General features: G+C 64.8%; 13 protein-coding genes and 1 pseudogene. 8 read left to right on the top strand and 6 right to left on the bottom strand.

What is annotated here, in order from left to right:
* Nucleotides 1-26 precede the first annotated feature (26 nt).
* Nucleotides 27-1,502: a monovalent cation/H+ antiporter subunit D family protein gene (locus tag QA600_RS21210; RefSeq protein WP_278293928.1), complete on the top strand. Its 1,476-nt coding sequence runs from the start codon at nt 27-29 to the stop codon at nt 1,500-1,502.
* Nucleotides 1,503-1,678: 176 nt separating this feature from the next.
* Entirely contained in the window at nt 1,679-1,828 is a 150-nt protein-coding gene (locus tag QA600_RS21205) for a hypothetical protein (RefSeq protein WP_278293926.1), read from the top strand.
* A 45-nt stretch (nt 1,829-1,873) separates the two neighbouring features.
* On the opposite strand, the gene QA600_RS21200 is transcribed toward QA600_RS21205, so the two are convergent.
* Both QA600_RS21200 and QA600_RS21195 read right to left on the bottom strand, forming a co-directional pair.
* On the bottom strand, nt 1,874-3,064 hold the full coding sequence (locus QA600_RS21200) for a recombinase XerD (RefSeq protein ID WP_278293925.1): 1,191 nt from the start codon (nt 3,062-3,064) through the stop codon (nt 1,874-1,876).
* A 144-nt stretch (nt 3,065-3,208) separates the two neighbouring features.
* Entirely contained in the window at nt 3,209-3,574 is a 366-nt protein-coding gene (locus QA600_RS21195; RefSeq protein WP_278293923.1) for an SHOCT domain-containing protein, read from the bottom strand.
* A 126-nt stretch (nt 3,575-3,700) separates the two neighbouring features.
* Between QA600_RS21195 and QA600_RS21190 the strand changes: the two genes are divergently transcribed.
* Nucleotides 3,701-4,081, top strand: a complete 381-nt coding sequence (locus tag QA600_RS21190; protein ID WP_278293922.1) for a ribbon-helix-helix protein, CopG family — start codon at nt 3,701-3,703, stop codon at nt 4,079-4,081.
* A gap of 176 nt (nt 4,082-4,257) precedes the next feature.
* On the opposite strand, the gene QA600_RS21185 is transcribed toward QA600_RS21190, so the two are convergent.
* Nucleotides 4,258-5,559, bottom strand: coding sequence for a dicarboxylate/amino acid:cation symporter (locus QA600_RS21185; RefSeq protein WP_278293921.1), 1,302 nt, complete (start codon nt 5,557-5,559; stop codon nt 4,258-4,260).
* Nucleotides 5,560-5,785: 226 nt separating this feature from the next.
* Between QA600_RS21185 and QA600_RS21180 the strand changes: the two genes are divergently transcribed.
* Nucleotides 5,786-6,166, top strand: a complete 381-nt coding sequence (locus QA600_RS21180; protein WP_278293920.1) for a universal stress protein — start codon at nt 5,786-5,788, stop codon at nt 6,164-6,166.
* Here QA600_RS21180 and QA600_RS21175 read toward each other — a convergent pair whose 3' ends face one another.
* A complete protein-coding gene (locus tag QA600_RS21175; protein WP_278293919.1) occupies nt 6,167-7,675 on the bottom strand; it encodes an MATE family efflux transporter in 1,509 nt (502 codons plus the stop codon).
* A gap of 87 nt (nt 7,676-7,762) precedes the next feature.
* The gene (locus QA600_RS21170; protein WP_278293918.1) at nt 7,763-8,164 is read right to left on the bottom strand and encodes a universal stress protein; all 402 of its coding nucleotides are present in this window, start codon (nt 8,162-8,164) and stop codon (nt 7,763-7,765) included.
* 148 nt (nt 8,165-8,312) lie between these two features.
* On the opposite strand from QA600_RS21170, the gene QA600_RS21165 reads away from it, so the two are divergent.
* From QA600_RS21165 to QA600_RS21150, 4 genes are all read left to right on the top strand, one after another.
* Complete coding sequence (locus tag QA600_RS21165) at nt 8,313-9,509, top strand: DegT/DnrJ/EryC1/StrS family aminotransferase (RefSeq protein WP_278293917.1); 1,197 nt, start codon at nt 8,313-8,315, stop codon at nt 9,507-9,509.
* 126 nt (nt 9,510-9,635) lie between these two features.
* Nucleotides 9,636-11,063: an NAD-dependent epimerase/dehydratase family protein gene (locus tag QA600_RS21160; RefSeq protein WP_278293916.1), complete on the top strand. Its 1,428-nt coding sequence runs from the start codon at nt 9,636-9,638 to the stop codon at nt 11,061-11,063.
* A gap of 325 nt (nt 11,064-11,388) precedes the next feature.
* Complete coding sequence (locus tag QA600_RS21155) at nt 11,389-11,637, top strand: antitoxin VapB family protein (RefSeq protein WP_278293956.1); 249 nt, start codon at nt 11,389-11,391, stop codon at nt 11,635-11,637.
* Nucleotides 11,634-12,026, top strand: a complete 393-nt coding sequence (locus QA600_RS21150) for a type II toxin-antitoxin system VapC family toxin (RefSeq protein WP_278293915.1) — start codon at nt 11,634-11,636, stop codon at nt 12,024-12,026. The genes QA600_RS21155 and QA600_RS21150 overlap by 4 nt, the downstream gene beginning before the upstream one ends.
* A 107-nt stretch (nt 12,027-12,133) precedes the next feature.
* On the opposite strand, the pseudogene QA600_RS22855 reads toward QA600_RS21150, so the two are convergent.
* Nucleotides 12,134-12,289, bottom strand: a pseudogene (locus QA600_RS22855) (type II toxin-antitoxin system RelE/ParE family toxin); the annotation flags it as partial.
* Nucleotides 12,290-12,463: the final 174 nt, after the last annotated feature.

The raw sequence follows: 12,463 nt of genomic DNA, 5'->3' as shown, positions 1-12,463 counted from the left end.
TGGCGACTCGATGGAGGTGAGCTAGTATGGAGGAGTACAGCTGGCTGCTGGCCATCATCGTCCTCCTGCCGCTGATCACGGCCTCGGTGCCGATCGCTGCGACCGTCCGATGGAAGAACGTTGGCTGGGCGTTCGCAAGCGCGATCGTCACCGCGACGCTCGCGATGGCGGCCGCGCTCGCGTGGATGCTCACGCAAACCGACGATCGACAGCTGAGCCACGAACTCGGCGGCGTCGAGGTCCCAGTCGGAATCGAGCTGTTTGCCGACGAGTTCTCGGTCATCGTCATGCTGCTCGTGTTGCTGGTCTGTCTCGGCGTGTTGATCTATACGCGCGTAGACGGCCCGCGGGGGAACGCCTTCTACGCCGGCTTCCTCCTGCTGGTCGGCGGAATGCTCGGCATCCTGCTCACCGGCGACCTGTTCAACATGTACGTCTTCCTCGAGATCATGGCAATCTCCTCGTACGCCCTGGTTTCGTCCTCCAAGTACCGGTGGTCGACCTACGCGGCGTTCAAGTACCTGCTGGTCGGCACCGTCGGTGCCGGCTTCTACCTGCTCGGCGTCGCGCTGATACTCGCCTCGACCGGGACGCTGACCATGCGACTGCTGCCGGAGCTGCTGGCCGACGTCGGCTACACCGACCCCGTGGTGGTCGCCGCGTTCATCCTGATCGCAGTTGGACTCGCGATCAAGATCGCGCTGTTCCCGGTCCACACCTGGCTGGCGGACGCCCACGCCTCCGCGCCGGACGGGATCAGCGCCGTCATCTCGGCGCTCGTGCCCGCCGTCGCGATGTACGCCTTCGTCCGCGTGCTCTTTACCGTCTACACGCTCGACTTCCTGACAGCCAACCCGGCGATCAGCAACATGCTGCTGGTCGCGGCGCTCTTTAGCCTCTTCGCCGGGAGCTTCTTTGCGCTCCTGCAGGACCACATCAAGCTCGTACTGGCCTACTCGACGGTCTCGCAGTTCGGACTCATCTTCGTCGGCATCGCGATCGCGAACGACACTGCGGTCTTCGGGTCCATCCTGCAGATCTTCGGCCACGGCATCGTCAAGGCCTCGCTGTTCGTACTAGCCGGGATGTTCGCGCTCCGCTTCGGCGGCATTCGCACGCTCGAGGAGTACGCCGGCGTCGCGAAGCGCGCACCGGTCATGGCCGGGGCCTTCGCCGTGCTCGGGATCGCGATGATCGGTCTGCCACCGACGGTCGGGTTCGCCGGCAAGTGGTACATCGCGCTGGGGGCCTTCGAGGAGGGGATGTGGATCGTCTCCCTGCTCGTCCTCGGCAGCACGCTGCTCTCTGCGGGGTACATCCTGCCCTTCATCAACCGGATCTACTTCCACCCCTTCGACGGGAAGGACGTGGATCCGGCCGCGATCACCAAGGGGATGTTGATCGCCATCGTCATCGGAGCCGCGCTCGGTCTGACCCTCGGGTTCGCCTCCGCGGAGATCCAGGACGCGATCAGCACGTCCGTCGAGCGACTGGTCGCCTAACGACGCCGGACTGCCGATTTCATTCTCACCGTCTTTCGTTCAGTGAACTCTCCGGGTCGACCCGTCGCCTTCGGCGACTTCTCGACGCTGTGTCGATCGCGCTCACGCGTATTCGAGGCGGAAGCCACGGCTTCGGTCGTGACTGGTGATCGTAGCGCTGACCGGTGACCGCTCGAGTGCAAAGATCGCGGGCCCGAACGCTCCGCTCGCTCGCCATCCGAAATCGGCTCGAACTGGTCGAGACGGTGTTACGGGAAGACTGGATCCAGGAGTCCGCGTCGTCACCGGCGACGCCGTTCGGACAACAGGTTCGGTCGCTCGAGTAGCGGGAGTGTGGCAGCGACGGACGGCGACCCGAGAACAGCGACGCGTTACGGCTTCGGATCGCCTTCGGAGCCGGGTCCGGGTTCGCCGTCCGCGTTACGTTCCTCGCTGCGGACGACCCGAGCTGGGAGATCGATAATCGATCCGGGCCCCTCCCGAGACGCCGACACCACGATCGACCGTTCCATGACCGAAGCCCGCAGGGCCGGACTCGAGGACGACGCCTCGCGGCGGTATCGGCCGTCGTCCAGACTGTCGTCCCTGGCACCCCGCGGCGTCAGGGAGTCGCCGTCGACCTTGAGTCCCGCTTCCCGACACAGTCGTTTGAGCACCGATCGGGCACCCTCGGTAGTGATCGCCGGCGGAGCGATCGATCGATCGCGGGCCAGTTCCGTCGCCGTCGCGTCCGCGAGCAGAGTGTCGATCGCCGCCTCGTCGTGGCCCCGTTCCCGGAGCACCTCCCGGACTCGGCGGGCGATCGAGGGAGCGTGACGCGTCGGGAACAGCGGCCAGTCGTTCGACGGCGGATCGAGCGCGACTCGGTACCGCCGTAGCGGGGTTCGAACCGCGGCCGGCAGCACCACCTCCTCGAGGCGCTGGGAGCGACCGAGGACGCGGATCGTCCCGGTGTAGAAGTCGACGTCGTCCCAGATCGCACCCGTTCGTCGGTCGTCCCGGGGGACCCGGAACAGCTCGCTACCCCGCACGTCCGAGTAGAGAAAGAGCGCGATCAGGGCGTACTCCCGTAGGCGGTCGCGACGAGTTTCGCGGTCGCGGTCCTCGCTCGTCGCGGCGATCGCGCGCTCGCGGACGTGGCGCTCGAGGACGTGGCGTCGGTCGGCGGTCCAGCCCGGTTTGGAGCCGGCGTCGCCGTCGACGGTCGGCGGCAGCGCGGCCGTGACGTCCTCGGCCGCGGCGGGGTTCGAGTCGCGGAGCCCGCTCCGAACGCACCACGAGAGGAAGGCCCGAACGACCGCGTAGTAGGTTCGAGCCGTCGAGGCCGCGTAGCTGCCTTCGTCGGTTCGGGCCCGGAGCACATCGGCATAGGCCCGCATCTGGTCGGTTCCGAGCGCCGAGATCGACTGAAGGTCGTGTTCGGCGACGAGCCAGTCGACCCACCGTCGAAGGACGGACTCGGCGTTCGCGGCGTAGGTTCCCGCCCCGGAGCCGTCCGGATTCCCGAGCGCCTTCCGCTCGAGATAGACATCGACAGCGTCGGCGATCGAGATGTCGGTCACGCGATCCCCACCTCCGCGGTATACTCCGGTGTGCGAGGGTTCGACCGTCGGACTCGAGGGCACCGTCGCTCGATTCGATTCGTGTCCTCGGCGGCGTCCATCTCGTCTGGAACAGTGCCGTCGGACCACCCTAAATCTGGCTCCCTACCGCTCACGCTCGAGGGAGAGTTCCCTGGTTTCGACACCCGCCCGCTCGGCCCGCTCGTTCGAGTCGAGCAGCTGCTCGAGTTTCGTCTCGAACTCCGCCTCCGAGAGCTCGCCGGCTGCGTAGCGGTTCTGTAGCTCGGTGACGGGGTCGACCGGTTCGCGGACGGGGTCGGACTCGGCGTCGTCGCTTCCAACCCGTTCGGTGAGATACCAGACGAGAAAGACGCTGATGACCAACAGAACCGTGATCGCGACGGCGTAGATCGGCCCGGCGAACAGCAGGGCGGCGATGATAACGATATCGGCCAGCACGAACTTGATGGCGAAGATCTCGGTGAGACTGTAGCCGCCGTCGCTGCCCATACCCGAACTAGGTCGGTGACGGAAATAACTGTAGGGGGAGACGGCGGCGGATCGGCCGAGCACGAGACGGTCGAGGCGGTCGCCTCGAAGAGAAGCGGTAATGGAGCCGGCGACCGTGGAGCGACCATGCGCACCAGTCTCGCCGTTCCCGACGAGATCCTCGAGGAGTTCGACGCGACCTGGCGGGCCGAGGGGATCGACTCACGCTCGCGGGCCGTTCGCGAGGCGATGGCCGAGTACGTCGAGCGCCACCGGACCCTCGAGACGACGACGGGGTCCGTAACCGGGGTCGTCGTCTTCGACTACGAACACGAAAGCGTTATCGAGCGGCTCCACGACGTCCAGCACGACTACCAGGACGCAATCGTCTCGACCAGCCACGCCCACCAGGGCGACTGGTGTCTCGAGACGGTGTTCGTCGAGGGCGAGGCCGAGCGAGTCAGGCGACTCGTCTACCGGTTGAAGGATTTCGACGGCGTGCGGCGGGTGCGGTTCATGTTTCTATAGCGTCCGTCGCGATCGAACGGAGCGAGTAGAGTCACCGGAGAACCGCCGAACGGCCGTGAGTGCATCCGTCCGCTCGAGTGCGTTCTCCATCACCGTCGTGAGCGTAGAGTGGACCGTACTTTCGCTTGGGTCGAGAGCTCCCGTTTCGTTGTAGCGCCGTTGGCCCGTGTCGCCGCTCAGTCAGCGCCCGGAAGCAGGTCGGTTTCTCCGCTCCAAGACCCGCTCGTGAAGTCGACGCCCCCGTTCCAGTACCCGACGAGCGTCGCCACAGCGAGATCACCAGTGACGTTGGTCATCGTCCGTATTCGATCGAGCAGGGGATCGATTCCGGCGATAAACCCGACCACGGCAACCGGGAGGCCGACCTGCGTGAGGACGAGCGTCATCAGGATCAATCCGGCGCTCGGCACACCCGCCGTGCCGATCCCTGCAAGCACCGCGATGGCGACGACGGTGACCTGCTCGACGAGCGTCAACGAGGCGCCGACGATATTCGCTGCGAAGATCGCGACGATCCCCAGATACATCCCAGTCCCGTCCATGTTGATCGTCGCGCCGAGCGGAAGCGAGAAGCTGTAAACGCCCTCGTTGAGGTGGAGATTGTCATCGGCGTTTGACATCGAGACCGGCAGTGTCGCGCTCGAGGAGCTGATACTCACTGCCGTCAACAACGCGTCCTTGATGCCGGCGAGGAACGCGATCGGCGACTGCTGGGTCAGAAGCAGGATCATGACGCCGAGATAGACGACTGCGATATGGATCGTGACGGCGAGGATCAACGTCAGTGCGAGCATCGCGAAGGTGCTGAACACTTCGATTCCGGCCTCCGCGAACGCGACGGCCATGAGCGCAAAGATACCGATCACACCGTACTCCATGATTCCCCAGACGACCTTGAACAGCGCCTTCGATCCTGCTTCGGCCACGTTGAACACGGTTTCGACGCCGTCTCGAACGCTTTCGTCGTCGGTGCTTTCCCGGAGAAGCACGAGTGCGAGTCCGAAGACGATGACGAAGAAGATCGTCGCCAGGATATCGCCCGTCGCCATCGCTTCGATCGGGTTCTCCGGGACGATCCCGAGAAAGACGTCCATGAAGCTGGGGGCTTCGTCGGCCTCGAAGTCGGCATCCGTCAACGTCATTCCCGTTCCGGGTTCGATGAGGTTCGCGACAGCCAGGCCGATCGTCACCGCGATCATCGAGGAGACCGCGTAGATCGCGACCACCTGGCCGCCGATCTTGCCGAGTGAGGTCGGCGACAGCTCTTTGATTCCCATGAGCAGTGTGAAAATGATGATCGGAACGACGATCATGCTGAGCAGGCGAACGAACAGATCGCCGAGTGGCTCGAGGACCATCACCGGTTCACCGATAGTCAGGCCAGCGATCGAACCGAGGACGAACGCCGCACCGATTCGGTAAACGATCGCCACCGACCGGTATCGTTTCCACCAGTGGCTAGCGGTATCAAAAGACATCTCACCTAATAGATAGTTATGGTTACGGGAAACGGCCCGGCCTGCACAACACTGTCGCGACCCGTTCGGAATGGGCGAGATGACTGGGCTAACGGCCAGACGGCGGGTAAAGAAACGTTTCACTCGACGCCCTACAGAGAGCGGCCGTTTCGGGCTCCGGCGGCCGAACCATTACTGGGGGAACTGCGTCCCGCACCTTCTTTGGAAACCGCCGCACAGAGGAGGTATGCGACTACTCGTCGGTACCGACTCCGTGCACACGACCGCAGCGATCTGTGACTACCTCGATCCCAGACTGACGGAGACCGACGAGGTTCGAGTCGTCGCGACGGCCGAGCCGGGCGACGGGACGGCCGAACGCGACGCGAGGGAAGCGCTGAACGTTGCTCCAGTCAGACTGGCTGGAGCCGGGAGCGTCGAGACCAAGTTTCGGGAGGGGGAAGCCGTTCCGGAACTGCTCGAGGCCGCCGCGACCGTCGACGCGGACGAGATCGTGGTCGGCGCAAGCAGCGCCGGTTCGGAGGCAGCCGTCGGATCGACAACGCGAGCGCTGCTCGAGCGAACCAGCCGTCCGGTCGTCGTCGTTCCGGTACCCGCCCTCGAGTAACTAGTCGTCGCTCGGCGCCGCGCCGGGACGGTAGCCGCGACTGATCGCCTTCCAGCGCCCGGTCGAGAACCGGTAGTAGTTGATCGCGGCGGGCGCGGCGGTTTCGGCGATGAACGCGAGGTACAGTCCCGTCAATCCGAGCGCAGGGATCGAGACGCCGGGCGTCGTCACACCGAGGACCGGGATCGTCACGGCGGGGATCGTCAGCCCCGCAGCGCCGAGGTAGGCGAGCGGAATCGCCAGTCCGAACATGCCGACGAGCTGGCTGTAGAATGGCCACCGGGTGTCGCCGCTGGCCTTGAGCGCGCCCTCAGCACCCGTCGAGACGCCCTTGAGGACGATCGCCAGACATGCCGCGTAGATCAGCGCGACGGCAGTCGGAACCGAGAGCTCGGCCGGATCGTCGGTGAACAGGAGGACGATCGGTTCCGCGAACGTGAAGACGATCGCCGCCGCGACGACGTAAACGGCGACCGCGAAGAGCACGATCTCACGGCCGTAACGCTCGGCGGTCCCCTCGCGGCCGTTGCCCAGCTCCTGGCCGACGAGGCTCGAGGCCGCGAGGCCGAAGCCCCAGCCGGGCGTGTTCATCAGTCCCCAGATGCGCCGGGCGATGACGTAGGCGGCGACGACCTGCGGGCCGAACAGGGCGACGATCGCGAGCATGGGGAACTCGGCGACCGTCCAGACGGATTTGGTTCCCATGACGGGGAGGCCGATCGAGGTCAGGTCCCGGATGGTCTCGCCGTCGAAGTAGCCGCCGAACGGATCGACGCTGAACGGGAAGGTTCCGACCCCGGGGAGCCAACCCGCGGTGAGCCCGACCGCGAACGTCGCGGTGACGACGACGTTCGCCAGGACGGTCCCGAGGGCGGCACCCGCGACGCCGAGTCCGAGCCCGAAGATCAGCACGGCGTTGAGCACGATGTTCGCGGCGGCGCCGCCGGCCCGCACGACCATCGGCGTCCAGGCGTCGTCCATTCCGACGAACGTCCGACTCCCGATGAGGTTCAGCCCCGCGAAGGGCACGCCGAGGCCGACGATCTGGAGGTAGGTCGCGCCCCTGGAGATCGTCTCGGGATCGTTGCCGATGATCGAGATCAGCTCGGTCGGATACGTCCAGAACAGTACCGTCACCGGGAGGGTGAGGAGTACGACCAACACGGCGCTCGAGCGAACGGCCTGGCCGAGCGAATCGAACGCTTCGGCGCCGTAGCGCTGGGAAACGAGCGCGATCGTCCCGCCGGCGATCCCGCCGCCGATGGCGAAGGCCAGCCCCCAGAACGGAGCAGCGAAGCCGACGCCGGCGATCGCCGTCGAGCCGACGGCGACGCCGACCATCGCGACGTCGACGGCGTTTTTCGACATCCGCGCCAGCCCGGTGAGGACGCGGGGCCAGGCGAGGTTCGTCGTTCGGCGCGCTCGCTCGGAGCTGATGAACCCGAACCGGGCGAGCGCCAGCCCGACCCAGAGGATTACAAGTCGGATCGGATTCGGAGACCGGACCACGAGAATCTACCGTCCGTAGCCGACTGCGATAAAAGTGCTTTCTCGACGCGGCAGGGGGAACCGCTTTCGAATGCGAGGGACTGACGATCACTCGACGACGAGCACCGGTCTCGTCGAATCGGTCGCGACCCGATCGGAGACGCTCTTTCTGAGGAAGCGATCCAGCCCGCGGTTGCGACCCATGACGATGAGGTCGACGTCGTGGTCGTCGGCGTACTGGAGGATCGCCCTGTGTCGAAGGCCGTGTGTCACCGTCGTTCGGACGTCCTCGAGACCCGCGTCGGCGGCCCGCTCGGCGACGTAGTCGACGGCCTCCTCGCCGGCGACCTCCAGATCTTCGAAATCCATTCCCGGCGCGATCGCGGCCGAGTTGACGACGTACAGCGCGTGAACGGTCGAGCCGTGGACTCGGGCGAGCTCGATCGCCTCGTCGATCGCTCGATCGGTGTTCTCCCGGCCGTCCGTCGGAATCAGTATCGAATCGTACATGGGCGACGGTTCGGTCAGGACGACCAAAAGCGGTCGGTCGGCTCGGGCGTCGAACTCGAGCGGGAGCCGACCGTCGTCGACCGAAACGACCCCGTTCGATCGGGTAGTGAACGGCTACTTACCTTTCGGGTTCCCGAACCGGTTCGCGATGAGCGACGACATTCCGCTGTTCGAGATCGCCTGGGACGAACGCGACGTGCAGAACGCGGTCGACTCCATTACGCGGGGCTCGTACTGGGCCAACGGCCCCTACGTCGAGGCGTTCGAGGACGGTCTCGAGCGCTACCTCGGCGTCGAGCACGCCGTGACGGTCAACTCGGGGACGACGGCGCTGGTCGCGGCCCTCGAGGCCCACGGGGTCGGCGAGGGCGACGAGGTCGTCGTCCCGGCGTTTACCTTCATCGCGACGGCCAACGCCGTTCGTCTCGTCGGCGCCGAGCCGACGTTCGCCGACATCGAACCCGTCACCTACGGGCTCGATCCTGGGGCGGTCGCCGACGCGATCACCGAGCGGACGGCCGCGATCGTTCCCGTCCACCCCTACGGTGCGCCCTGTCGGATCGACGAGATCACCGCGGTCGCGGCCGAGGCGGACGTCCCGGTGATCGAGGACGCGGCCGAGGCGTTCGGAAGCAGCTCTCGAGGACAGGCGGTAGGCACGTTCGGCGAGACCGCGGCGCTGAGTTTCTGTCAGAACAAGATCCTGCCGACCGGCGAGGGCGGCGCCGTCGTCACCGACAACGACGATCTCGCCCGCCGCCTCGAGCGGTTTCGCTCCCACGGGCGAGCCTCCGCGGAGTACTTCGACTCGGCCGCGAGCGGCGACTACGTCGGGCTCGGCACGAACATCCGAATGTCGGATCTCGTCGCCGCTGTCGGCTGCGCACAGCTCGAGAAGGTCGACGAGCTCATCGCGGAGCGCCGACGGGTCGCCGAGCGATACGCCACTGGGCTGGCCGGCATCGACAGCGTCGAACCCCACCCCGAGCCGGCCGCTGGGCGCCACGTCCGCCAGCTCTACACCGTGACGCTGGCTCCGGGCGTCGACCGCGAGGCCGTTATCGAGACCCTTGTCGAGCGCGGAATCGCCTCGAAGATCTACTGGGATCCGCCGGTTCACCTGACCGACGCGTACCGGGACCGACACGAGCCCGGCTCGCTGCCCGTAACCGAGACCGTTAGCGGGTGCGTTCTCTCCTTACCGATGTCTCCCGTTCTCGACAACGACGCCGTCGATCGGGTCGTCGACGGCCTCAACGCGGCTCTCGAGTCGCCGCGAGTCGCGAGCGCCGCTGATCGACGCGGATCCCGACCCGCCGACGACGGTCTCGAACCCGGACGGTAACGGAGTGCCGACTGTCGTTCCAGCCGACGCATAACAAAGGCCGTTATTCCGATTTGACGATAGTAGGCGCCGACCCGTCTCTCGGACGAGGACCGATCGTGACGGGGGCGCACCGAACTCGCAACTATGAGATGGGTACCAATCACGGGCGACGGGACGTCGATCCGGGAGGCGATCGCCCGCATCGATCGCATCGACGGACGCGGCGTCGTCGTCCTCGACGACCGGGATCGACTCGTCGGCTCCGCGACGAGCGAACGACTCAGGGCGGCGCTGTTCGACGGGGCGACGCCGGACGCACCAGTTTCGTCGGTTATCGACGAGCCGACGGGATCGACCGCCAAAGCGGCGTCGACTCCCGCACTCGAGGACGGTCAGAGCGTCGACGGAATACTGAAAGAGGTTACGAACGGAAACGAACGAACCACCGGATCGAACGCGGCGGCCGTCGAAACCGTACTCGTGGTCGGCGGCGCCGGCTACGTCGGCTCGGTGCTGTGCCGGCGGCTGCTCGAGGACGGCTTCGGCGTCCGCGTCCTCGACCCGCTCATGTACGGAGACGGCGGTATCGCCGCGCTCGAGGGTCGCGACCGGTTCGCGCTGTACCGCGGCGACGCCCGCTCGGTCGGCGACGTCCTCGAGGCGATCGAGGGGGTCGACGCCGTCGTCCACCTCGGCGGGATCGTCGGCGATCCCGCCACCGCGCTCGAGCCCCGTAAGACCCTCGAGTACAACCTCCACTCGACGCAGCTGCTGGCGTCGATCTGTAAGTACCACGGGCTCAACCGGTTCCTGTTCGCCTCGACCTGTAGCGTCTACGGACGGACCGACGGAGCCGGGCGGTGTACCGAGGACGACGCCCTCAACCCGGTCTCGCTGTACGCGCGGGCGAAGATACAGTCCGAGCGGGTCCTCCGGGAGCTCGCCGACGACCGGTTCGCGCCGACGATCCTCCGGATGGCGACGGTGTACGGCTACTCGCCACGGATGCGCTTCGACCTCGTCGGGAACGTGTTGCCCGCGAAGGCCCACGAGGAGGGTGTCGTCCCCGTCTTCGGCGGCGACCAGTACCGCCCGAACGTCCACGTCGAGGACGTCGCGCGGGCCTACCAGGCGTGCCTGACCGCGCCCTTCGAGGACGTCGCCGGGGAGACGTTCAACGTCGGCTCGAACGAGCAGAACTACCGAATCGACGAACTCGCGACCGTCGTCGCCGACGCGTTCCCCGACGCCGACATCGAGTACCATGACGATCGAACCGACGAGCGCAGCTACCGGGTCGAGTTCGAGAAGCTCCGATCGAGGCTCGACTTCGAGCCCACGCGAACGATCCGCGACCACTGCCTCGAGCTCAGGGCCGCCCTCGAGGCCGACGCGTTCGGAGCGACGACGGCGACGAGATACAGCAACTGCGCGACCCTCGAGAGCGCACCGTCGTACGAGGAGACCGACGCAGTACTCGAGGGCGGCGAGCCGTCTATCCTCGAAGGGTGGGACGAATCGACCCCGCTTGAGGCGGAAATCGGGGAACGGCGGTCTGGCGGAACTCGCTGACTCCGCCGAGGAAACCGCGACGGGATCGGATATCGATGCGTTCCACGCAGCGATTGCGGAAGCACGTGGTATAGGCGCGCTCGCACCGGAGCGAGACTACAGGACCTCGAGGTGGAACGAATTCCGCTAAAACCTGCCGATGAATGACGTAGCAATACTTCCGCCGTGTGCTACCAATTCTTGCGTTGCTCCACCTTGTTCAGGTCTCTAGCTCACGTTACACTGTTTCGTGTGCTTTGCCGGTTTTCGCCACGTGGCACCGAACCAATCCGGAACGGGCTTCGCACCGGTGTTTTTAAGCGTACATGTAGTACTGTGTACTACAATGGCGACGAAAACGATTTCACTCGACGAGGAAGCCTACGAGCGGCTGAAAGCCCGAAAGAAAGAGGGGGAAAGCTTCAGTGAAACCGTCAAGCGTCTTGCTGGAGAACGATCGTGGAACGAGGTTACAGGAATTCTCTCCGAGGACGAGGCGGCAGACCTCGAGACCGCTATCGAGGAGGGACGAACGAAATCCAGAGAACGGAGTGACCGTCTCACGGCGGAGTTAGACGACAAAACGTCGGAATGATTCAGGACACGTCGTTCATTATCGACCTATTACGTGGTGAGGAAAACGCAAGACGACTTCTCGATATCGTCGAAAAAGAGGCACGACCACAAAAAGTGTCCTCCGTGACGGTTTTGGAACTCTACGAGGGCGTTGCCCGGTCTCAGACAGCGGATACGAAGCGAGAGCGTATTCTCGGGATACTGGAAACGAAACACGTCGTGAGTGCCGATCACACCGTGATGCGAAAAGCCGGAAAACTCTCCGGTGAGCTAATCAATGACGGCGAACGGATTGAGCGAGAGGACTGTGTGATCGCTGCGACGGCGCTTCTCAACGACGAACCAGTTATCACGAGAAATACAAAGCACTTCGAACGTATCGACGGTCTTGAAGTACGATCTTACTAAAGCGTTGACGGGGTAAAGTGTTACCTATTATCGCGCTGTTCGACTTTGTTCAGGTCCCGGGCTGATGTTACAGATCCCGTCTCCTTTGCCGGTTCTGGTATATCTACTCAGTCGTCGTCAGCGGTATACGCGCCTCCACGACGCTTGATTCGAGCAACGACCATTCGGTACTCGTCCCGGTGAAAAGTGACCGCAAGACGGAACTCGCCGATACGCACCTTACGACGTGAGCTATTCTGGAGCGGTTCACCATAGTCTGGTGGGTATTCGTCTTTAGCTAATACTCTCAGTAATACTCAATTCCGTCGATAGGCGGTGAAAACCGCCGTTCAGAGCGGCTGAATCGGCTGGACCGAGGTCATGGAACAAATTACGATGCTACGGCATCGGCACAGCTGACGGCTGAATCCCACAACAGTCATCGATAATACTTTCGT

This window comes from Natronococcus sp. A-GB1 (assembly GCF_029688845.1).
Classification (GTDB): domain Archaea; phylum Halobacteriota; class Halobacteria; order Halobacteriales; family Natrialbaceae; genus Natronococcus.
The sequence above is the reverse complement of the archived record's forward strand: the minus strand, read 5'-3'. Positions and strand labels throughout refer to the sequence as shown.